Origin of the sequence: Cryobacterium sp. PAMC25264, assembly GCF_019443325.1 — a bacterium.
Lineage (GTDB): Bacteria > Actinomycetota > Actinomycetes > Actinomycetales > Microbacteriaceae > Cryobacterium.
Genome location: NZ_CP080383.1, coordinates 2,277,792 through 2,299,285 on the forward strand (window position 1 = coordinate 2,277,792; position 21,494 = coordinate 2,299,285).

A 21,494-nucleotide genomic window follows, 5' to 3' on the forward strand; every position below is an offset into this window, starting at 1 on the left:
TCAGCTGACGAGCAGGCCCACCATCCGCAGCCACGCGGCGAGGTTCGGCTCGTCGACAACGGGAGCACGCAGCGCCACGTACCCGTCGGGTCTCACGACGAGCATGCCGGTGCCCGGCCGGTCGGCGAGCCGATAGGCGTGCGTCAGCGCACCGAGCAGCCGCTCCGGCACCGGTCGGGCGTTCGCCTGCAGCAGGATATGCACCCCCGGCCCCGCAAGAAGTTCGTGCAACCGCACCCGGCGGCCCTCACAGCGCACCAGGGTGTCGGCCACGCGGGACCCGGGCCGCAGCACGCGCCGGGCCAGGCCGCCACGCACCGGGGTGAGTGAAGCGTGCACCTCCACCGACAGCGGACTGTGCCGGTACCGCAGCCGGAACGCAGCCAGCGTGCGGACCCCCGCGGCCGTGAGACGGCGGCGGCGAAGCAGCCAGGGCACCAACGGTGCGGCCATCGGCACGAGCACGCCGCGGGCCAGTTGGGCCACCGGATTGAGGCTCGCCTCGGCCCAGTAGATGGCGTGCGTCAGGCGTAGCACGGCGGCATCCGCGCGGCGGCGCTCAACGGCGTAGGAATCCAGCAGCGCCGATCCGGGCAGGGCGGCCAGTGACCCGGCGGGGCCGGCGGCCGCCGCGAAGGCCAGTTTCCAGCCGAGGTTGACGGCGTCGTGGATGCCCGCATTCATGCCCTGCGCTCCCGCCGGCGAGTGCGCGTGGGCGGCGTCGCCGGCCAGGAACAGGGGCCCGCGGCTGAACCGGCTGGCGAGGCGGTGTTGCAGCCGCACCTGGGTCGACCAGGCCACTGACACGATCCGGGCCGGCAGCCCGGCCTCGTCGAGCAGGCTCTGCAGGGCCGTGGCTGGCACGGTCGGTCCCGGCTGGCCGAACGGCTGCCGGTCGGCGCCGGCGGGGCGGGTGGCGAGCATGCGCCAGCCGGCCCGCTCCCCGATGGTGAACAGGAAGACCAGCCCGCGCCGCCCCACGACCACCTGCGCCACCCCCGGCTCGAGCGCCGTGGATGCTCCCAGCTCCAGGTCGGCCAGCACCATCTCCTGGGCGTAGTCGCTGCCCAGCCAACCGCCCACCGACCGGCGCACCAGACTGGCCGGTCCGTCGCAGCCGGCCAGGTACCGGCAGCGCACCTCCCGCTCGGGCCGGTCGTCCCCGCGCAGCACGGCCCGCGCTCCGCCGCCACCCAACCGGGCCACGCGCACCACCTCGCTGCCGCGCTCCACGAGTATGCCTCGCTCGGCGAGCGCCGCGGACAGCACCGCCTCCACATCCGCCTGCCGGATCAGCAGCAGGTGCGGGAAGGCCGTACCCGGCAGGTCGAACCGGTCCACAGACACCGCGACCTTGCGCGAACCCAGGTGCAGCCGCACGGACGGCGAGGTGTCGCCGAGGCCGAGCAGGGCATCCGTCACCCCCAGCGGACGCAGCAGCTCCAGTGTGCGCGGATGCACTACCATCGCCCGTGACGGCCGGAACGGCTCCGGCCGCCGTTCCAGGATTCGTACCCGGGCCCCGTGGTCGTGCGCCTGCAGCGCGAGAGTAAGCCCCGTGGTGCCGGCGCCCACCACGAGCACATCCGTGTCGAAGCCGGTCATACCGGTTCGCGCAGTCGGGCCTTCGGCAGCATCGGCCGGGCCGGACGCCACCAGCCCGCCGGGCCGATCACCCTCACGGTCGGCGGCCCTGTCAGAGCCGGCGCGGCCCCGGGCAGGTACGCGGCCGGATCGGCGAGGAACTCGTCCCGGTGCGCCCCGGGCAGCACGCGGTAATGGATCGAGCCGGGCACGCTGCCCAGCGCCAGCACCCGCCACAGGGTGCGCGCGTAGGTCTCGGCGCGCTCCGGGCCGTCCCACTCGTAGATGCCCCGGTACACACCGTGTTCGTCGTGGGTCATCCAGAGCTTGGACACGTAGCCGGGAAAACCGACGAACAGGGGTGTGTTGAGGATGCTCTGCACCCGGAACCAGCGGTGCGCGCGGCCCCGCAGCACCCGCAACCTGAACCCCACGACGAGCACCGCCGGGTCATGGGTCACCCCGCGGTCCACCTCGGTCTCGCGGTACACCACCGCCTGGCTGCCGTCGCCGAAGCTCAGCTGTCGGCCGGTGTTCTCCCGGGGCAGGTGGATACGCCGCTCCGCCAACAGCACCGCCGTACGGGCTGCACACCCGGCCAGCCCCCGCACCGCCGGGCCTACCGCCACCGGCGGCTTCTCGGGGCGCCCGTCGAGATTGGTGAACGTCATGGGGTTCCTCCCTGGCTCCGCGCGCGCAGACCACGGACGCACCGCCGGCCTGCGCAGACCCTGCCAGCATAGGCAGCCATTCGGTGGCCGGAAAGGGCCACCCCTGGGCGGTGGCGCGCCCACCGTCGCCGGCATCCGTGCCAAGCTGGAACCCTGTGCCCCGCACCGGATTCGCGACCTCCACCGGAAAGACCCCTGACGCAATGACGCCTCCCGCTCGCTCCAGCATCCGCCCCGCCGTGGAGGTGCGTCGCGCGCGCGTGGCCGTCGCCGTTTTGTTCTTCACCAACGGCGCGCTGTTCGCGAACCTGATCCCCCGGTATCCGGCGATCAAGTCGGAGTTGGGCCTGAGCAACGCCGAGTTCGGGCTGGCCGTGGCGGCGTTCCCGCTTGGTGCGCTCATCGCCGGACTCGCCGCGGGCATGCTCATCCGCCGGTTCCGCTCGTCGCGGGTGGCCATCGCCTCCACCATCCTCACCTCGGTAGGCCTGATCGTGGCCGGCATCGCCCCCAGCTGGATCGCCCTGGCGGCCGGCATCTTCCTCGCCGGCGCCATGGACTCCATCACCGACGTGGCCCAGAACTCACACGGTCTGCGGGTTCAGCGACTGTATAAGAGGAGCATCCTCAACTCCTTCCACGCGGTGTGGAGCATCGGCGCGGTCACCGGTGGTCTGCTCGGCGCCGCGGCCGCCCAGCTCGACGTGCCACGCGGCACCCACCTGGTGGTCTCGGCCGTCACGTTCAGTCTGTTCGCGCTCTACACCTACCGGTTCCTGCTGGCCGGCCCCGAACCGCTGGAGCCGGAGGCCGCCGCACCGATCGCCACCACGGTACCCACCCGCTCCCCCGCCCGGCTGGGCAAGTGGCTGGTGCTCGGAGCACTCGTGGTGATCGCCGCGTCCGGCGCCGTCGTTGAGGACGCCGGGGCGTCATGGTCGGCCATCTACCTCACCGACACGCTCGAGACATCCGCTCTGGTGGCCGGCCTGGGCTTCATCGCCCTGCAGGGCATGCAGTTCATCGGCCGGATGCTGGGCGACGGCCTGGTCGACAGGTTCGGCCAGCGCGCCGTGGCCCGCGCCGGCGGCGCCATCGTGTTCCTGGGCATGGGCAGCGCTCTGGCGTTCCCGTCCATCCCTGGCACCATCGTGGGCTTCGGCCTCGCCGGGCTGGGCGTGGCCACGCTGATCCCCGCGGCTATGCACGCCGCCGATGAGCTGCCCGGGTTCCGGGCCGGCACCGGGCTCACCATCGTGGCTTGGTTGCTGCGGCTGGGCTTCCTGGTGTCCCCGCCCATCGTGGGCGCCATCGCGGACCTCACCGCGCTCCGCTACGGGCTGCTCGTGGTCCCGATGGCGGGGCTGCTCGTGGTACTGTTCGCGCCGGTGCTGGCCACCCGGGTGCGGCCAGGAACGACGGATGTGGCGCCCTCCGACGAACCGGAACTCACCTCAGCTGGTTGAGCCGTTTCATCCACCGGCCGGGCCTTTCTCTCGCCGAGGACGGTCGTGCTGGGCCGGCACGGCGGGGCGCTCAGGATCCTCCAAGCCGGCCCGCGCCTAAGCTCGACCCATGACCGCACCCGCAACGCCCGCCGCCGCCGCCGCCGCCGACCTGACCATGTTCGGCGCCGAATGGTGCAAGGACTGCCGCCGCTCCAAGAAACTGCTCGACGGCCTGGGCGTCGCCTACGACTACGTAGACCTGGAGAGCGTCGAGGACGGCGCCGACCGGGCCAGGGCCATCAGCGGCCGCACCCAGATTCCCGTGCTCGTGTTCGCCGACAACACCCACATGGTCGAGCCCAGCGACGCGGATGTGCGCGCCAAGCTCACGGCACTCGGCACGATCTAGGCACCACCCTCGGGCCCGGTGGCGCTGATGCCCAGTTCGGCGGGGTCGGCGACCAGAGGCCGTGGGCGCTCACCCGGCCGATCGACAGTGGCGTGCGCAGGCCTCAACGGCAGACCTACCGGGGCACCCCGAGCAGGCCGGCCAGGGTGTGCAGCGCGTCGAGTTCGTGGTCTCCGATGACCCGCCTGTCGCCGGGAGAGCCCTCGGCCGATGCCCGGGCCACGTGCTCGGCGACCCGGAAGAGCCAGGCCCGGAACGCGGAGTCCAGGCCGGGCGAGTGCGTCTTCACGAGCGCCAGCGCCAGGGTCAGCTCGCCGAGCACCCGGGCCTGGGTCTCGTCGGAGCCGTCGATCAGGCCGAAGTCCCTCGTCAGCACCTCCGCCACGAGGTCCGCCTCGATCTCCTGCACGATGGGCAGCCCGTCTGGCTGGGATGCCTCGAGGGTGACCGCCTTCTCCGCGGCCAGCATCTCCGTGACGATCCCCATCGGACCGCACTGCGACGCCCCCACCAGGTACAGGCCGACCAGGAACGGCGCGGCGCTGACCGTGCGCCACTCCTCCGTGCTGAACGCATCCCTGACGGCCATGTGAGCTCCCGATCGGCGCCGGCCCCCGACGCTGGGTGTCGAAGCATCCCCTCCTGTGCCATCCACGCTACGCCCGCGCATCCGCTGCCCGAAAGCCCCACGGGCCCGGTCCGTGAACCGGTGCCGCCGAGCTGCGCTGGCCCGGCGCCGCTGCGCCGGGAGCACGCCACCCGCGAACCGGCGCCCCACCCGCGCAGCGGTCACAGCGCACCCCGACGCCTACCCGTTGAACCGCACCTGCGGCCGGAGTACCGTATGCGCCATGACCACCGTCACCCAATACTGGGCACCGCACGACAACCAGAACGGCCTCTACCAGGCCAGGGGCCAGCTCATCTGGTCGTGGCCGCTTGGCGACAACTCGCACTACTGGAGCTTCGCCTTGCGCCCGTACCAGGGCAACATGCAGGTGGAGGTCGAACGCCAGTGGACCACCTCGGACAACGAGATGCGGTTCGTCGAGAACTTTCTGGTCACCGTGTCCGACCCGGTCGGCCGGGAATTCCGGCCGTCGGGCAACGGCGGACTGCTTATGTTCACCGCCATCAGAGTGGAATCCTGATGCTGCTTCTCGCCGTGCACGACCATGCCGGAACCATCATCGGCGCCGTCATCGACGACGGTAGGTATCCGACACCCACGCCGCTTCCGCCCGAGGACTACACGTTGGCGCGCATCGAACTCAGCGATGAGCAGGCCCGGCTCTCGCTCGACGAGTTGTGCACGCGGATGCGCGTGGACGCGCGCTCCAACACCCTCACCGCACTCGACGACGACTCGGCTGTGTGAGCCCGGGCCGGCCGCGGAGACCAGGCACCTGTAGTCTTCCCCCGGGGGTACAGATGAGCACGCCAGAGCAGAACACGACCGCAGCCGAGAACACCGGCCTCGCCGACGGACTGGCGATCTTCGCCGATGAGCACGAGGTGGCCAGCCCGCCCGCAGGCGTGGTGGGGCTGCAGCTGCTGGCCGTGGTGCTCTCCTACGCGGTGATCCTCGGCCTCGCGGTCCTCGTGGTGGTGGTCATCGTGCTGTTCGTGTCGCTGCTCTGGCCGGTGCTGCAGGCCATGCCCCTGCCGTAGCCGGCGTTCCGCAGGACCGCAGGACAGGCTTTGCGACTCGCGAGGCACCCGGGCATCCGCGTCACGGACGCTCGGTAGGTTGGTGGCATGAGACGCTCCGTAGTTCCCGCGTGTGTGGCCCTTGTCCTTGCGCTGACCGGATGCGCGGCCGGGAACGATACTCAACCATCGCCGACACCGACTCGAACCGCCACCGTTGCCCCGACACCGACCGCCACGCCGACCGCGACCGCGCCTGAGCCGGAGCCGGAGGCATCCGCGGCCACGGACAGCTGCGACACCGTGCTGACCGCCGAGGAGTACTCGTCGTTGGAGGAGGACGGTCTCACCCTGAACCCGGACACCCGCGCGTTCGACGCCACGATGCAGTCGCTCATGGACGCGGGCTTCGGCTGCTACTGGAAACGCGACGGCGGCGACGTTCAGGTCTGGTACGCCCAAGCCACGCAGGATGACGCCAGCTGGGCCGCGCAGAAGCAGCAGCTGCTCGACGAGGGCTGGACCCAGACCGATGATCCCTTCGCGGGCGTCTTGCGCGCGCCGTCCGACTACGACCCGAGTTACCTGCCCGTGGTGGTCAACAGCGACGGCGTCACCTATTACGCGAGCTACCCCGAGTTCTTCGGTTCGGTGACGGCGCTGCAGGGCTGAGCGAGGGCCCGGATCCGCGTCCCCTCCCAACGGCGCAGTACCCGCGAAACGGCGCCGCACCCGCGAAACGGCGCCACACCCGCGAAACGGCGCCACACCCGCGCGTAGCATCCGCCCTCGGCTAAGCGCGGGCCAGGCGCCGCTGCGCGGGAGGCACGCCACCCGCCAAACGGCGCCGCACCCGCGCTCGGGCCACGAGGGGCCGCCCGGGAACCCCGCAGGACGGAGCACCCGTCGATGAATCTCCCGCGAAACGGCGCTGCACCCGCGCTCGGGCAGCTCAGGCCGGGGCCGAGGCCTCCATAGGGATGGCGGCGAACTCGCGCACCACCAGCCGGGGCTTCACCATGCGGTGGCGAGGCTCCACCGACTCGGGGGCGCCGTGTACCTTGCCGCCGAACTCGCCCGTCAGCAGCTCGAGCACCCCCGCGGCCACCTCGTCCACGGACTGATCGACGCTGGAGAGCCCGATCGCCGCGGCGACGGGCGTGTTGTCGTAGCCGGTGACCGGCACCCGCTCGGGTTGGCGATCATGGCGCCGAGGGCCAGGGAGTCGCTCGCGCAGAGCACCGCGTCGAGACGCCCCGCGCTGCGACGCAACTCCTGCATGGCCGCGGTTCCCTCGGCCACTCCGTCCACGGTGACCACCTCGAGCTGGGCCAGTTCGTCCTCGGTGACGTCGCCGCGCTCGAGCATCGCGTCGCGCCAGCCGCGCCGCCGGTCGTCGCCCGTGCCCGACGGGCTCGGCCAGCCGATGTACCCGATGCGGCGGGCGCCGGCATCCTGCTGAGCCCGGGTCGCATCGTGCAGGCCGGTCCAGCCGTCCACGTCCACCCAGAGATGCTGCGGGTCGTCCATGTCGTCCACGCCCCACGGGCGGCCGAAGGTCACGAACGAAATCCCGTTCTCAAGCAGCCAGGTCGTGCGGGGGTCGCCGGCGAACGTCGAGGTGAGCACGAAGCCGTCCACATCGGCGCCGTCGTTCAGGCGCTTGAGCTGGGTGATCTCGTCTTCGGGGCCGGTCGCGGTGAACAGCAGCACCCGCAGGCCCTGCCGGTCTGCCTGCTCGGTGAGGGCGTGCAGAAAGCTGTCCAGCACCGAGCCGGAGATGCCGTCGATCATCGGGTCGAGCCGGATGCCGATGGTGGAACTGCGCCGGGTGCGCAGCCGCCTCGCCGACGCGTGTGGGCGGTAGCCCAGCTCGGCGATCGCAGCCTGCACCCGCTCCCGGGTGTCGGCGCGCACGATGTCGGGCGAGTTCATCACGTTCGAGACGGTCTGGCGGGAGACGCCGGCGGCCAGCGCGACATCCGTCACGGTCGGAAATGTAGTCAAGGCCGCTCCTCCCCCCGAGTCCCACATCGACCGGGCCCATTGACCCCGTCAGTGGATCGATCCAACACCGATCTCCCACAGAGTACCGCGTTTGACACCACAAAATAGGCAATATTTGATCGATCCAAGAAAACATTTGATCGATCAAATTAATTCGGCTACTGTGACCACTACACAAGCAAGCGCGCACCGTAGCGCGACAGAAGGAGCATCAAGATGCAACGACGCAACTCCCGCTGGCTGATCGGCGCAGGCCTTACCGTGGTCGGCGCCCTCACGCTCAGCGCGTGTGGTTCCGGCTCGGGTTTCGGCGACACCGCCGCACCCGCTGACGGCGAACTCACCAGCGATTCCTCGAAGGGCCTCACCGTCCTCATCGGCTCCAGCGGCGACGCTGAGACCGCATCCGTCAACGCCGCCGTGGACGCCTGGTCCACGGACTCGGGCACCGAGGCCAAGGTCAGCGTCGCCAGCGACCTCAACCAGCAGCTCGCCCAGGGCTTTGCCGCCCAGAAGCCCGCCGACGTCTTCTACCTGTCCACGGATGCCCTCGCCGGCTACGCGTCGAACGGTTCGCTCCTCGCCTACGGCGACCAGCTGGCCAACAAGGACGACTTCTACCCGAGCCTGGTCAAGTCCTTCACCTACGACGGCGACTTCTACTGCGCGCCCAAGGACTTCTCCACCCTGCAGCTGATCATCAACACCGACCTCTGGGCCCAGGCCGGGCTCACGGATGCCGACATCCCCACCACCTGGGACCAGCTGGCCGCCGTGAGCAAGACCCTGACCACCCCCGAGCACGTGGGCCTGGCCATCGGCGGCGAGTACGCCCGCATCGGCGCGTTCATGGCGCAGGCCGGCGGCAACCTGATGAACGACGACAACACCGAGGCCACCGCGAACAGCGCCGGCAGCGTGGCCGGACTGGATTACGCCCAGACCCTCCTCAACGACGGGGTCATGAGCTACGCCAGCGAGATCGGGGCCGGCTGGGGCGGCGAGGCGTTCGGCAAGCAGCTGTCCGCCATGACCATCGAGGGCAACTGGATCACGGGAGCGATGAAGAGCGACTTCCCCGACGTGAAGTACACCGTCGCCGAGCTGCCCGCCGGCCCAGAGGGCAAGGGCACCCTGCAGTTCACCAACTGCTGGGGCATCGCCGCCGACAGCCCCAACCAGGCCGCCGCGCTCGACCTCGTTGAGCAGCTCACCAGCAAGGATGCCCAGTTGACCTTCTCCGAGGAGTTCGGCCCGATGCCGTCGATCCAGTCGGCCGCCGACGACTGGAAGAGCGCCAACCCCAACCTGGTCGCCTTCCTCGACGGCGCGGACTACGCCAAGGGTGTGCCCAACGTGAAGGGCGCCGCGGATGTCGTGAGCGACCTCAATGCACAGCTCGAGTCGCTGAAGACCGGGGACGCCCAGGCGATCCTCGACTCCACGCAGAAGAACCTCGAAGCACTGCTGAAGTAGTCCACCATGACGACACCTTCTCGCACGTCTCGCCGCTCCGGAATCCGGGGCGGCGAGGCCGCCTCGGGGTGGCTGTTCACCGCCCCGATGATCATCCTCCTCGGCATGTTCCTGGTCATCCCGGTGCTGATGGCCCTCTGGGTCAGCTTCTCCGACTGGAACGGCCGCGGCAGCCCCTTCGCCGGCACGGTGTCGTTCGTGGGCATGGACAACTACTCGGCCCTGCTGGGCGGCGGCGGCCTGGCCGAACAGGACTTCGGGACGGCCCTGCGCAACAACGCCTGGTACGTGCTCCTTGTCGTGCCGATCCAGACCATGCTCTCGTTGTTCCTGGCTGTGCTGGTGAACCGGGCGATCCTGCGCGGCCGCGGGTTCTTCCGCACCGCGTTCTATTTCCCGTCGGTCACCAGCTCGGTCGCCATCACGGTGCTCTGGTTGTTCCTGTTCAGCTCCACCGGCGCGGTGAACAAGCTGCTCTCCTTCATCGGTGTCAACGGGCCGAACTGGTTCAACGACCCCAGCGGCGTGCTGCACAACATCCTCCGGGTGTTCGGCGTGACGACCGGGCCCGCGGCACTCACCGGCAATTCCTTCCTCGGCATCTCGTTCTGGGAGTGGCTCGCCGGCCCATCCGTTGCCATGAGCGCGTTCATCCTGATGGCCGTGTTCACCACCAGTGGCACGTTCATGCTGCTCTTCATCGCGGCCCTGCAGAACCTCAGCGGCGACGTCGTGGAGGCGGCCATGATGGACGGCGCCAACGGCTGGCAACGGTTCTGGCGGGTCACCCTCCCCCAGCTGCGGCCGACACTGTTCACCGTGCTCACCCTGGGCCTGATCGGCGCCTGGCAGGTATTCGACCAGATCTACACCGGCACCCAGGGCGGGCCGGGCAAGACCACGCTCACCCCGGCGTACCTGTCCTACCAAACCGCGTTCACCAACCAGGCGTGGGGCCAGGGCGCCGCGATCGCGTTCATCCTGTTCGTGATCATCGTGGTCTTCACCCTGTTCCAGCGTTGGCTGCTGGCCGAACGCAAGGTCTCCGCCCGGCGGATGCGCCTGTACGTGCAGACCCCCACCCCCGGAGGTTCCAAATGAGCACCACCGCACGCGCCCGGGTGCAGCCCCGCTCCCCCTCCCAGCGGCTGCGCACCCTGAGTCGGCCGCAGCTGCCCACGTCCGCCATCGCCGGCCGGTCGCTGCTCTACGCCATCCTGATCGTGCTCGCGATCATCTACATCGCCCCGTTCCTGGTGCAGGTCGCCACGTCGTTCAAGACGGATGCCGAGGCCGCGAGCAATCCGATGTCGCTGATTCCGGCCACCTGGTCGTTGGCCGCGTACGAGAGGTTGTTTCTCAACTCGGACTTCCCGGTCTGGTTCCAGAACTCCGCCATCGTCACGGTCTTCGTCACCCTCGGCCGGGTGTTCTTCAACTCCCTGGCCGGGTATGCGCTGGCCCGGCTGCATTTCCGCGGCCGCAACGTGATCTTCGCGCTGCTCATCGCGGTGATGAGCGTGCCCGGGGTGGTGCTGCTGATTCCCAAGTTCCTGGTGATCAACCAGTTGGGCATCTACGACACCTACGTGGCCATGATCGTGCCGCTGCTCACGGATGCCGCGGGCGTCTTCATCATGAAGAACTTCTTCGAGTCCATCCCCGCCAGCGTCGAGGAGCAGGCCCGCATCGACGGGGCCGGCACCTTCCGGGTGTTCTGGTCGATTGTGCTGCCGATGGCCAGGCCGGCGCTGGTGACCATCATCATCCTGTCGTTCCAGGGCTCCTGGAATGAGTTGTCGCACTTCATCGTGGCCACCCAATCACCCGAACTGACCACGCTCACCAAGGGCGTCGCGTCGCTGGCGTCCGGGCAGCTGAGCCAGGGCACGCAGTACCCGCTCAAGCTCGCCGCGGCGGCGATCATGACCATCCCGGTGGCGGTGATGTTCTTCATCTTCCAGAAACGCATCATGAACACCACCGACGGGGCCGTGAAGGAGTAGCCGCTCCCGAACGCACTGTTCCCCCAGATCCGCACCACAACACCACTGGAGTCGTACCTCACTCATGCTTTCCCACCCCGTCCAGCCCCTGCTCCACGATTCCGCCATTGTTCTGGCCGCGCCCACCCAGGCGTGGTCAGGCTCCGACGGGCGCACGAGTCTGCCGATCCACGGCCTGTATCACGCCGACACCCGCATCCTCTCCGGGTGGACCCTCCTGGTCGGCGGCGCGATTGGTGAACCCATCGGCTCGGCCGCTCGCGGGGCCGGCGAGATGACGTTCAACGCGCTGCTCCGGCACCTCGACGACCGCACCGCCGACCCCCGGCTGCGGCTGCACGTCACCCGCACGGTCACCGCCGGGCGGTTCACCGAGCAGATCACCATCGAGTCCGGGCTGGCCGAGCCGGTCGACACCACAGTATCGGTGCGTCTGTCGGCCGACTTCGCCGATATGCAGACCGTCAAGGCCGGGCTGGCCAGCGCGGCCGACCGGGCCGCGTTCCCGGCAGCAGAGCTGCCCGAGACGCCGGCGGTCGATGTGCAGACCAGCGACGCGGGCATCCGCCTGGCCACCGCCAGCGTGGCGGCGCTCGTGCAGGTGAGCGGCGACGGGGTGCTGGGCACGGATGCCGCCGCGCTCGGCCGCCACTCGGCCGACCCCGTCGGCGCCCCCGACCGGCCCACCGAACTCGGCGCCAACTGGGCGGTCACCGTGCCGGCCCGCGGCAGCGTCACCGTCACCTGGACCGTCGACATCGACCACTCCGCGACCGTCGTGCAGGCGGCCCCCGGGCTGCCCGAGTGGGCCGGAGTGTCGGTGCAGTCCGGCGACGCCCGGCTGGGCCGCTGGGTGCAGAAGGCGCTGGAGGACCTCTCCGGCCTGCGGATGGCAACCACCGCGCGGCCGGAGGAGCCGTTCCTCGCCGCCGGCGCCCCGTGGTTCTTCACCTTGTTCGGCCGGGACTCGATCTGGGCCGCCCGGTTCATGTTGCCGCTGGGCACCGAGCTCGCCGCCTCCACCCTGCGCATCCTGGCCGAGCTGCAGGGCACGTCGACCAACGACGAGACCGCTGAGCAGCCCGGCAAGATCATGCACGAACTGCGGCCGGCCGCGTTCACCATCCCCGGCGAAGACGTCTCGCTGCCGCCGCTGTACTACGGCACCGTCGACGCCACCCCGCTGTGGATCTGCCTGCTCGCCGACGCACACCGTTGGGGCATGGCCGACGCCGAGGTCGAGGCCCTGCTGCCACACCTCGAGGCGGCCCTGGCCTGGATGCGTGACTTCGGCGACAGCGACGGCGACGGGTTCCTCGAGTACGTCGACAGCACCGGCCACGGCCTGGCCAACCAGGGCTGGAAGGACTCCGGCGACTCCATCCAATGGCGCGACGGTAGCCTCGCCGACGGCCCCATCGCGCTCTGCGAGGTGCAGGCCTACGCCTACCAGGCCGCCATCGGCGGCGCCGACCTGCTCGACGCGTTCGGCCGGCCCGGCGGCGATATCTGGCGGGCCTGGGCCGAGAAGCTCAAGACCCGGTTCCGTGAATCGTTCTGGATCGACTCCCCCGCGGGCCGCTACCCGGCCGTCGCACTGGATGCGTTCAAGCGTCCGGTCGACACCGTCACCAGCAACATCGGCCACCTGCTCGGCACCGGCCTGCTCTCGGCCGAGGAAGCCGCCCTCGTCGCCGCCCGGCTGGTCTCCCCCGAGCTCAACTCCGGGTACGGCCTGCGCACCATGTCCACCGACTCGGCCGGCTACTGGCCGGTGAGTTACCACGGCGGCTCGGTGTGGACCCATGACACAGCCATCGCGATCACCGGCCTGGGCCGCGACGGCTTCGGTGCCGAGGCGGGCACCCTGATCGAGGGCCTGCTCGCGGCGGCCGAGTCGTTCGACTACCGGATGCCCGAGCTGCATTCCGGCGACGATGCCACCGCCGTGACCGCCGCCGGGCCCTACCCGGCCGCCTGCCGCCCGCAGGCGTGGTCCGCCGCCGCAGCGGTGGCGGTGCTGGGCACCGTGCTCGGCCTGGAGCCCGACCCGGCCACCGGCGAGATCACCTCCGCCCCGATCACGCCCGCGATCGTCGGCGACGTCAACCTGCACGGGCTGCCCGCTCGCAGCATCCGCTGACCGGCGCCGTATCGGGACGGCGCACTAGGGCGGGCAGCATCAATGGATGCGGCCCGCCCGCCGCCTCATCGGCCGAGCCGGGCTGTAGGGTGACTCTCAACAGCAGAGGAGCCACATGAACCGGGTCCACCTGACATTGCGCACCGTGCCCGCCATCGCCGTGCTTCTCGCGTCGGCCGTGCTGCTCCTCGGTCAGATCCCGGCGTTCTCGGGTTTCGCGGCCGTGTTCTGGCTCCTGAGCCTCGCCCTCATCATTGTCGCGCTGGTTACGAGCATCATGGTCGTCGTCCGAAAGCGCACGAACACCTAAGTCTGCACCGCACCAGCCCTCCCGACTGCGGCCGCGGCGCCCGTACCTGCACGTGTGCACCGAATGTCAGGCAATTCCGTGACGATTGGGCCGCTGCTCCCCTCTCAGTAGTGAGGGCGGGCCAATCGCGGCACTGCACCGACCCCGCCCGTCCTCACCACACGCTTGCGTTGACACGTCCGCGCACTCCGCACCCAGAAAGCAGGCCCCCATGACCGCTCTACGCCTCCTCGTCACCGCCGCCATCGCCTTTGCCGCGTACTTCATCGGAGCCAAGGCAGGTCGCGGCCGCTACAAGCAGATCCGTCGCAACGCCAAGAAGGCGTGGAACGACCCGACCGTGAAGAAGGCTCGCGCCCGCACGCACAAGCTCGCCAGCCGCAACGCGAAGAAGATCACCAAGGCCGTTCACCGCTAAGCCATTCGCCGCTTGGCCCTGAACCACCAGATCCCGATCCCCTCGCCCGAAAGGACACCATGACTGACAACACCGCACAGCAGGCCCAGCACCTCGCCGAGGACGCCGCCGACACTGCCGCTACGAAGGCCACCGACCTCGCCGAGCAGGCCCGCCACGCCATCGACGACACCGTCTCCACCGTCAAGTCGGCCGTCAGTGACCTCGACCTCGACAAGACCGCAGACAGCGTCATCGCGACGGCGCACGAGACGCTCGACAAGATCACCACGGCCTACAAGCGCAACCCCGCGCTGGTGCTCACCATCGCGTCGGTCGCCCTCGCGATCGTCGGCACGATCGTCTCCCGCCGCCGCTAGCCGGCCCCAGTCCGCCACGGCGGCCCGTCACCGAACCGGGTGGCCGCATTCGCTACCCACGGATGCTGCCACCCGTTTTTTCTGTGCCTTCACGTTCGGTGTGCGCTCACGTTCGGTGTGCGCTCACGTTCTGTGTGTGCTGGTGTTCTGTGTGTGCTGGTGTTCTGTGTGCGATGGTGTTCTGTGTGCGCTCAGCGGCCTAGCAACTCGGCGAGCGCCCCGAGCACCGCCACCTGCCCCTTCACGAGCTTCTCCCGCGCCTCCGGGATACTCACCCAACGGGCGTCGTCGATCTCGGGGAACTGTTTGAGAGCCCCGGACCCTCTGGGCCACTCGAGGTCGAAGGTGTTGCTCGTCACCCTCTCCACGGCGAGGTCAGCGCGGGCGGTGAACACCGTGACCACCTTCCCCGAGGGCTGCCGGAACACGCCCAGCTGCGCGTAGTCCGCGGCCGGAGCCGGAACGCCGATCTCCTCCTCGAACTCACGGCGGGCTGCCGTGAACGGATCCTCTCCCGGCTCGTACTCCCCCTTGGGGATCGACCAGGCCGCGGCATCCTTGCGCGCCCAGAACGGGCCGCCCATGTGCGCGATCCACACCTGCAGCTCCCCGGCATCCGTCACCCGATACAGCAGGATGCCCGCACTGAACACGGTCACTTCGCTCCTCCCCGCATCAGGGCCGCCACGGTGCACGCCCGCGCAATCCTGCGCTTCACTCCGTCCATACTCCAAGTGTCACCCCGCGCGCCACGCGTTCGCGGCACAGCCCCTGGCGGTGCCGCAAGAAAGGAAAAAGTGAGTTTAGGGGGACTCCCGCGGCCGGGGAGTCCTAGAAAACTTCCGAAGTCCTTCTATCCGTGCGTCTGCGCGGATTCTTCAAGCACTCCTGCTCCGGGCTCTTGAGCACGGCCGCCACTTTTACGCGGCGCTCTAGAAACACGGCGTCACTGCTGGCCAAGACGATCACCTCAGGAAGACGGCCCCGCGAATCGGAGACACTCGATGCAGACATGCTCAACGTGTGCCTCTCGAACATTCACGTGTACATGAGTATCAGGGCGCGTGAGATCAACTCGGTGCGCGGTCAGCAGGCCAGGCGCTCCTGAGGCGCGCGGGCGCCGACAGGGTCAGTCTCGCGTTCGGGTTCGGAGATCTCGGCCCACACGGCGTCGAGGGAGAGGCCCACGACCTCGGCGATCGCAGCGATGGTCGGGAACGCGGGGGTGGCGACGCGGCCCGACTCGATCTTGCGCAGGGTTTCCGGTGAGACGCCGGCAGCCAGGGCGGTGTCGAGCATCGAGCGCGCTCCCCTGGCCCGGCGCAGCAGGGCGCCGAGGCGCGCTCCGCGCTCGACTTCAGCGGCTGTGAGCGGCAATCTGACCATGCCGCCCAGTCTAACCCGGGATAATTAGACCGGTATAGTTATTGGTTCCAGACGAAAGGCGCCGCATGATCGAGATCCTGAACCCCACCGAGGTGGCCCGAGCCCGCGAAACCGGCGCGCTGGTCGCCACCATCCTGCAGACCATGAAGAGCCGCAGCACCGTGGGCACCAACCTGCTCGACATCGACCGGTGGGCCCAGGCCATGATCCTCGAGGCCGGTGCCGAGTCCTGCTACGTGGACTACGCGCCGTCGTTCGGCCGCGGGCCGTTCGGTCACTACATCTGCACCTCCGTCAACGAGGCTGTGCTGCACGGCCTGCCGCACGACTACGCCCTGGCCGACGGCGACCTGGTCTCGCTTGACCTCGCCGTGCTGCTGGGCGGCATCGCCGCCGACTCGGCCATCAGCTTCATCGTGGGCGACACCAAGCCGCCGGAGAGCGTCGCGCTGATCGACGCGACCGAGCGCGCGCTGCAGGCCGGCATCGCCGCCGCCGGGCCCGGCGCCCGCATCGGAGATATCTCGCATGCCATCGGCACGGTGCTCGACGCCGCCGGCTACCCCGTCAACGTCGAGTTCGGCGGCCACGGCATCGGCTCGACCATGCATCAGGACCCGCACGTCTCGAACACCGGCCGCCCCGGTCGCGGCTACACGCTGCGCCCCGGGCTGCTGCTGGCCCTCGAGCCGTGGGTGATGGTCGACACCGACAAGCTCGTGACGGATGCCGATGGCTGGACCCTCCGCAGCGCCACCGGCTGCCGCACCGCCCACAGCGAGCACACCATCGCCATCACCGACGATGGCGCCGAGATCCTCACTCTCGCCCGCTAGCGGCACCCTAGCGGCGACGGATAAAGGGGAGAAAGTGATTTTATGAGGATGCAATCGCGCATCGCGTCCTCAGTTGCGACCGTTGTCCTGATAAACGTTCGTCGCGCCCGCCGCGGGGACCACACCGGCTGCGGTCATGGGGCCGACTCCGGTACCGGCCGACGAGCCGGCACCACCGGACACCGGCTTGCGACGGCGCCGGTTGCGCGCCCCGCCGCGGCCGTAGACCAGGTACATGGTGAAGCTCATGATGATCATCAGCAGCACCGTGTACACGAACGTGATCGACATGGCGTCGAGGTTGTTCTCCCCCTCGGTGCTCGCCCGGATCGCGAGACCCAACGGCTGGTAGAGCGGGTGGTAGAGGAACACGGCCGCGTCGTAGTCATCCAGGAGGCTGTTGAAGTTGAGCGCCGTGATCGCCGCGGCTGTGGGCAGCACCAGCGGCACCAGCACCGTGCGCAGCGTGAACAGCGGTCCGGCACCCAGGATGCGCGCGGCATCCTCGAGCGATTCGGGCACCGACGCGAACGCCGCCTTGAGCAGCCGCAGGGTGAACGGGATCTTGATGATCACGTACGCCACCAGGAGAAGCAGCGTGGTGCCGGTGAGGACCTGCCCGCCGATCAGCGGGTTGGGCCGGTCGAAGGTCATCACCAGGGCCAGCGCGATCAGGATGGTCGGCAGGATCCACGGGATGTGCAGCAGGTACTCCAGCAGCGACGTGACCGGGTTGCGGTGTTTGTGCAGCACCCGGGCCACGAACAGCATGCCGAGCACCACGATCAGTGACGCCAGAGCACTGTAGACCACGCTCACCACGAAGGGTTTGAGCACCTCGGGGCTGCCGAACACTGTGGCGTAGTTGGCCAGCGTGAACGCGTCCCAGGTGATGGTGCCCGTGCTGATCGCCGTGGCTTCGAGGAACGAGAACAGCACGATCAGCAGCACCGGCAGCGCGTAGATCACAAACAGGACGTACGCGGCCACGTGCACGAGCACGTTGGCCACAGGGTTCTGGATGCGCTGCTTCTGCAGCGGCGTGGCCACCTTCGCCACCGAGAAGTAGGTGCCGCTCTTCTCCACCCGGTTCATCAGAGCGAGCAGCACTATCGTGGCCAGGCCCAGGATGATGGCCAGCAGCGCCGCCAGGTCGCGCGAACCGCTGCTCTTGGAGAACGTGAGGATCATCGGGGCGATGGTCTGGAAATCGGTGCCGCCGAGCACCAGCGGCGCGGTGAGGGCGCCGAGGCCGGTGAGGAAGGTGAGCACCGTGACGGCGAAGATCATCGGGCGAAGCGCCGGCAAAACGATGCGCCAGAGGATGCGCCAGGTCGACGCGCCCATATTGCGGGCGGCTTCGATGGTCTGGTAGTCGATCTTCGCCAGCGACGAGCCGAGGAACAGCATGTGGTTCGTGGTGGTGGCCAGGGTCATCACCACAACCACGGCGAAGTAGCCGGAGAACCAGTTGGGGTCGATGTCGGGGAACACGTTGCGCACCGCGTTGGTGATGAAACCGTACTTGCCGTAGATGAAGTTGTACCCGGCGGCCAGCACGATTCCGCCGTAGATGAGGGTGGTGGCGTAGCCGAGCCAGAGCACCCGGGAGCCGCGGATCTTGAAGTAGTCCGTGACCAGCACGATGAAGATGCCCACCACGTTCACCGTCACGGCCAGTGTGGCGGCCAGGGCGAAGCTGTGCCAGAGGCTGTTCAACGCCCGGTCGGAGCTGACGAGCTTCTCCAACGCCCGGAAGCTCAGCGTGCCGTCGGGAAAGAACGTGCTGATCAGCAGGGTGGCGTTGGGCAGCACGAGGAAGGTGGCCACGAACCAGACCAGCACCACGAGCACCACGACGACGAGCGGGGAACGGAACATGGTCCGCACCGATGAGTTGCGCATCCGGGCCCCTAGTACTGCAGGATCGCGGTGGGGTCGATGTACAGGGTCGCGGCGGCGCCGGGCACCAGCGGGGCCGCACCGCCCTCGGGCACCAGCGCACGGATGCGGCTGCCGTGGCTGTCGATCGTGTACGTGCTGTGCGAGCCCTGGTAGACCCGGTCGGCGACCACACCGGCCAGGCGAACGGATGCTCCGCGCGCCGGCGCCTGCAGCCCCACCTTCTCCAAGCGCAGGTACGAGCTCTTGTCGGCGGCCAGGAAGTCCCCGCCGTTGCCCCGCAGCTGCTGGAGGAACTCGCCGGTGAGCCGGTTGGTGGCTCCCACGAAGGTGGCGACGAACTCGGTGGCCGACCGGTTGTAGATCTGTTCGGGGTGCCCACCTGTTCGACCTCGCCGTGGTTGAACACGGCGATGCGGTCGCTCATGGTGAGGGCCTCCTCCTGGTCGTGGGTGACGTAGACCGTGGTGATGCCCAGTTCTCGCTGCAGGTCCTTGAGCTGTTCGCGTAGCTGCACGCGCAGCTTCGCGTCGAGGTTGGAGAGCGGTTCGTCCAGGAGCAAAATGCGGGGCTTGAGCACCAGGGCGCGGGCGATGGCTACTCGCTGCTGCTGCCCGCCGGATAGCTCCGACACGTTCTTGGTCAGCTGTTCCGGGGTGAGTTCCACCTGCGCGGCGATCTCGCCGACCAGCCGGTCGGTTTCGGCCCGACCGGTCTTCCTCACCTTGAGTCCGAAGGCGATGTTCTCCCGCACGCTCATGCTGGGGAACAGCGCGTAGTTCTGGAACACCATGCCCACGCTGCGCTTCTCGCTGGGCAGCTTGCTGGCCGCCTTACCGTCGATGTAGATCTCCCCCGCGCTGGGCTCGATGAACCCGGCCAGTGTGCGCAGCGCGGTGGTCTTGCCGCAGCCCGACGGGCCGAGCAGGGTGAAGAATTCCCCCTGCTCGACCTCGAGGTTCAGCTGCGGGATGGCGACGTGCTCGCCGAAGGTGACGTCGATGTTCTCGAACCTGATCATGATGGCGCTATCCCGGGGTTGGTTACGGCAGGTATTCGAGTTCGGTCTTCTCGACCCAGGCGCCGATGTTCTCGCGGGTCAGCGCGAAGTCGATGTCCTGTTTGGGCAGCGATTCGATCAGGTCCACGACCGCGGGCAGCGCCTGGGCGCGGGCCTTCTCGTTGACCGGGTAGGAGGAGAACTCGGCCGCGAACGCGCCCTGGGTCTCGGCGCTGCCGAACCAGTCGATGAACTCCTCAGCCTTGGCCTCACGCGGGGTGCCGGCGATAACGCCGATCTGCTCGGTCACGTATGGGACGCCATCCGCCGGGCTGATCACGCCGGTGGTGGTGCCGTACTCGGCGTCACGGCTGGTGATGCCGCTGGAGGGCAGCACTCCGAAGTCCACGTCGCCGCGGGTGAGGCGGGCGTACAGGTCGGTGCCTTCCTCGGCGGGCGAGCCGTGCGCGAAGTAGGCCTCCACCTGCGCCCAGCCCTTGTCGGAGACGCCGAGGTCGCCGTCCTCGTCGAGGTACGGGGCGACGAGGCCGGCGAGCACCAGCTGCGGGGTGGCCTGGCCGAGCACGGTGTTCACTTCGTAGCGACCGTCGTAGGCGGCGTCCTCCCACAGGTCGGACATCTCGTCGGGCGCGTCGGTGACGGTGTTGGTGTCGTAGACGGTCACGATGGCCTGCTCCACGAGCGGCCAGAACACACCGTCTTTCGGGTCACCGGATGCCTGGTCGACTTCGCCGGCCCAGGCTGGTTCGTAGGCGGTCACGGCGTCTTCGGCCTTGAGGGTTTCGAAGAACATGTTGTTCAGGCCGAACACCACATCGCCCACCGGGTTGTTCTTCTCGGCCACGATGCGGTTGGCCAGATCGGCGCCGCCCAGACCCACGATCTCGATGTCGATGCCGGCTTCCTTGGCCTGCGCGGTGACCCACTCGCCGCGGCCGTCGCCGTTGGAGTTCGTGTAGACGATCAGGGTGCCGTCGGCGTCGCCGCCGCCGGATCCGGCGTCCGCCGAGGCGCACGATGCCAGAACCATGGTGCTGAGAATGAGGGTGGCCACGGTGGCCGTTTTGAAGGTGCGTCTGTGCATTGTTCTCGTCCTTGTCCAGGCCGCGAAAACGCTCAAGGCGCTCACCGGCCGTATCTGCGTGTCGGCAATCGTCACTTCACGTTAGGGCGGCGGGAATCCCGCCCCCGACCGATCGGGCGACTGTTCGCCCGTCGTTTCCCTGCTGTACATCTGCGTGCTTTCGGCTCCGCACAGCGCGCCGGTCGAGCCCGTCGAAACCCCACCCACCACGCCGGTCGAACCTGTCAAGACCCCACCCGCCACGCCGGTCGAACCCGGCAAGACCCCACCCGCCACGCCGGTCGAACCCGGCAAGACCCCACCCGCCACGCCAGTCGAGCCTGTCGAGACCCCACCCGCCACGCTGGTCGAGCCTGTCGAGACCCCTCGGGGACACGTCAGAAGCCCCTCCGTCATCGACCGTGATGACGAAGAACGTGACGCACGCCCCATTTGTATCTCCCCGAAAGAATTGCCAGGGTTCCCACCGTATGGCACGACCGCGCGCCTGTAAGTCCCCCTAAATGAGGACCGGCTCCTCGATGAACCTCCCGGTGGGAGGGCGGTTCATCCGGCCCCACGACCCGCTAACCTGCCGGGATGGACAACACAACCGTCGTATACGAGAACAGTGGCTGGTGGCTCGCTCTGGCGATCGTCACCGCCGGCCTGGCCGAGATGAAGGGTCGTAGGCGCTGGGTCTGGTTCCTCCTGGGGCTTCTGCTCGGCCCCCTGGCCACCGCCCTCGTGGTCGCCTGGGCGCGGCCCAATTCGGCCTTGCTCCGCTGATACCCCCGCCTCGCCG

25 protein-coding genes and 1 pseudogene are annotated in these 21,494 nt (G+C 69.0%); 15 read left to right on the forward strand and 11 right to left on the reverse strand.

Features of this window, described 5'->3' with window-relative positions:
* Complete coding sequence (locus tag KY500_RS10505) at positions 1-1,605, reverse strand: FAD-dependent monooxygenase (protein ID WP_219900521.1); 1,605 nt, start codon at positions 1,603-1,605, stop codon at positions 1-3.
* Positions 1,602-2,255 (reverse strand): hypothetical protein, encoded by a 654-nt coding sequence (locus KY500_RS10510; RefSeq protein ID WP_219900522.1) that lies wholly within the window; start codon positions 2,253-2,255, stop codon positions 1,602-1,604. Before KY500_RS10510 ends, KY500_RS10505 begins: the two co-directional genes overlap by 4 nt.
* A gap of 203 nt (positions 2,256-2,458) precedes the next feature.
* Here KY500_RS10510 and KY500_RS10515 point away from each other — a divergent pair, with 203 nt between their 5' ends.
* A complete protein-coding gene (locus tag KY500_RS10515) occupies positions 2,459-3,721 on the forward strand; it encodes an MFS transporter (RefSeq protein WP_219900523.1) in 1,263 nt (420 codons plus the stop codon).
* Positions 3,722-3,830: 109 nt separating this feature from the next.
* Positions 3,831-4,112 (forward strand): glutaredoxin domain-containing protein, encoded by a 282-nt coding sequence (locus KY500_RS10520; protein WP_219900524.1) that lies wholly within the window; start codon positions 3,831-3,833, stop codon positions 4,110-4,112.
* Between the two features lie 115 nt (positions 4,113-4,227).
* Here KY500_RS10520 and KY500_RS10525 read toward each other — a convergent pair whose 3' ends face one another.
* Entirely contained in the window at positions 4,228-4,701 is a 474-nt protein-coding gene (locus KY500_RS10525) for a hypothetical protein (RefSeq protein ID WP_219900525.1), read from the reverse strand.
* A 262-nt stretch (positions 4,702-4,963) separates the two neighbouring features.
* On the opposite strand from KY500_RS10525, the gene KY500_RS10530 reads away from it, so the two are divergent.
* The 4 genes from KY500_RS10530 (at position 4,964) to KY500_RS10545 (ending at position 6,434) form a co-directional block, all read left to right on the forward strand.
* Entirely contained in the window at positions 4,964-5,263 is a 300-nt protein-coding gene (locus KY500_RS10530; protein WP_219900526.1) for a hypothetical protein, read from the forward strand.
* The gene (locus KY500_RS10535) at positions 5,263-5,490 is read left to right on the forward strand and encodes a hypothetical protein (protein WP_219900527.1); all 228 of its coding nucleotides are present in this window, start codon (positions 5,263-5,265) and stop codon (positions 5,488-5,490) included. Before KY500_RS10530 ends, KY500_RS10535 begins: the two co-directional genes overlap by 1 nt.
* 53 nt (positions 5,491-5,543) lie before the next feature.
* Entirely contained in the window at positions 5,544-5,783 is a 240-nt protein-coding gene (locus KY500_RS10540; RefSeq protein WP_219900528.1) for a hypothetical protein, read from the forward strand.
* Positions 5,784-5,870: 87 nt separating this feature from the next.
* Positions 5,871-6,434 (forward strand): hypothetical protein, encoded by a 564-nt coding sequence (locus tag KY500_RS10545; protein WP_219900529.1) that lies wholly within the window; start codon positions 5,871-5,873, stop codon positions 6,432-6,434.
* Between the two features lie 280 nt (positions 6,435-6,714).
* On the opposite strand, the gene KY500_RS19300 is transcribed toward KY500_RS10545, so the two are convergent.
* Both KY500_RS19300 and KY500_RS10550 read right to left on the reverse strand, forming a co-directional pair.
* Positions 6,715-6,858: a hypothetical protein gene (locus KY500_RS19300; protein ID WP_255579178.1), complete on the reverse strand. Its 144-nt coding sequence runs from the start codon at positions 6,856-6,858 to the stop codon at positions 6,715-6,717.
* Positions 6,843-7,769 carry a LacI family DNA-binding transcriptional regulator gene (locus KY500_RS10550; protein WP_255579179.1) on the reverse strand — a complete coding sequence of 309 codons (927 nt, stop codon included), beginning with the start codon at positions 7,767-7,769 and terminating at the stop codon, positions 6,843-6,845. Before KY500_RS10550 ends, KY500_RS19300 begins: the two co-directional genes overlap by 16 nt.
* 216 nt (positions 7,770-7,985) lie before the next feature.
* On the opposite strand from KY500_RS10550, the gene KY500_RS10555 reads away from it, so the two are divergent.
* From KY500_RS10555 to KY500_RS10585, 7 genes are all read left to right on the forward strand, one after another.
* Positions 7,986-9,245: an extracellular solute-binding protein gene (locus KY500_RS10555; protein ID WP_219900530.1), complete on the forward strand. Its 1,260-nt coding sequence runs from the start codon at positions 7,986-7,988 to the stop codon at positions 9,243-9,245.
* A gap of 6 nt (positions 9,246-9,251) precedes the next feature.
* Entirely contained in the window at positions 9,252-10,346 is a 1,095-nt protein-coding gene (locus KY500_RS10560) for a carbohydrate ABC transporter permease (protein WP_219900531.1), read from the forward strand.
* Complete coding sequence (locus KY500_RS10565) at positions 10,343-11,251, forward strand: carbohydrate ABC transporter permease (protein ID WP_219900532.1); 909 nt, start codon at positions 10,343-10,345, stop codon at positions 11,249-11,251. The genes KY500_RS10560 and KY500_RS10565 overlap by 4 nt, the downstream gene beginning before the upstream one ends.
* Before the next feature lie 64 nt (positions 11,252-11,315).
* On the forward strand, positions 11,316-13,394 hold the full coding sequence (locus KY500_RS10570; protein ID WP_219900533.1) for a glycogen debranching N-terminal domain-containing protein: 2,079 nt from the start codon (positions 11,316-11,318) through the stop codon (positions 13,392-13,394).
* Between the two features lie 115 nt (positions 13,395-13,509).
* Positions 13,510-13,704: a hypothetical protein gene (locus KY500_RS10575; protein WP_219900534.1), complete on the forward strand. Its 195-nt coding sequence runs from the start codon at positions 13,510-13,512 to the stop codon at positions 13,702-13,704.
* A gap of 211 nt (positions 13,705-13,915) precedes the next feature.
* Positions 13,916-14,122, forward strand: a complete 207-nt coding sequence (locus KY500_RS10580; RefSeq protein ID WP_219900535.1) for a hypothetical protein — start codon at positions 13,916-13,918, stop codon at positions 14,120-14,122.
* A gap of 59 nt (positions 14,123-14,181) precedes the next feature.
* Positions 14,182-14,481: a hypothetical protein gene (locus KY500_RS10585; RefSeq protein ID WP_219900536.1), complete on the forward strand. Its 300-nt coding sequence runs from the start codon at positions 14,182-14,184 to the stop codon at positions 14,479-14,481.
* A 191-nt stretch (positions 14,482-14,672) separates the two neighbouring features.
* Here KY500_RS10585 and KY500_RS10590 read toward each other — a convergent pair whose 3' ends face one another.
* Together KY500_RS10590 and KY500_RS10595 are read right to left on the reverse strand one after the other, a co-directional pair.
* Positions 14,673-15,140: an NUDIX domain-containing protein gene (locus tag KY500_RS10590; RefSeq protein WP_219900537.1), complete on the reverse strand. Its 468-nt coding sequence runs from the start codon at positions 15,138-15,140 to the stop codon at positions 14,673-14,675.
* 427 nt (positions 15,141-15,567) lie between these two features.
* A complete protein-coding gene (locus KY500_RS10595; protein WP_219900538.1) occupies positions 15,568-15,867 on the reverse strand; it encodes a helix-turn-helix domain-containing protein in 300 nt (99 codons plus the stop codon).
* A gap of 65 nt (positions 15,868-15,932) precedes the next feature.
* Between KY500_RS10595 and map the strand changes: the two genes are divergently transcribed.
* A complete protein-coding gene (map, locus tag KY500_RS10600) occupies positions 15,933-16,703 on the forward strand; it encodes a type I methionyl aminopeptidase (protein WP_219900539.1) in 771 nt (256 codons plus the stop codon).
* Between the two features lie 69 nt (positions 16,704-16,772).
* Here the strand turns inward: map and KY500_RS10605 are convergent, their stop codons facing one another.
* From KY500_RS10605 to KY500_RS10615, 4 genes and pseudogenes are all read right to left on the reverse strand, one after another.
* Positions 16,773-18,608, reverse strand: coding sequence for an iron ABC transporter permease (locus KY500_RS10605; protein ID WP_219900540.1), 1,836 nt, complete (start codon positions 18,606-18,608; stop codon positions 16,773-16,775).
* An 8-nt stretch (positions 18,609-18,616) separates the two neighbouring features.
* Positions 18,617-18,931 (reverse strand): TOBE domain-containing protein, encoded by a 315-nt coding sequence (locus tag KY500_RS19785; RefSeq protein WP_370626796.1) that lies wholly within the window; start codon positions 18,929-18,931, stop codon positions 18,617-18,619.
* Positions 18,932-19,206: 275 nt separating this feature from the next.
* Positions 19,207-19,626, reverse strand: a pseudogene (locus KY500_RS19790) (ABC transporter ATP-binding protein); the annotation flags it as partial.
* A 22-nt stretch (positions 19,627-19,648) separates the two neighbouring features.
* Positions 19,649-20,710, reverse strand: a complete 1,062-nt coding sequence (locus KY500_RS10615; protein ID WP_219900541.1) for an extracellular solute-binding protein — start codon at positions 20,708-20,710, stop codon at positions 19,649-19,651.
* Between the two features lie 579 nt (positions 20,711-21,289).
* Between KY500_RS10615 and KY500_RS10620 the strand changes: the two genes are divergently transcribed.
* Positions 21,290-21,478, forward strand: a complete 189-nt coding sequence (locus KY500_RS10620) for a hypothetical protein (RefSeq protein WP_219900542.1) — start codon at positions 21,290-21,292, stop codon at positions 21,476-21,478.
* Positions 21,479-21,494: the final 16 nt, after the last annotated feature.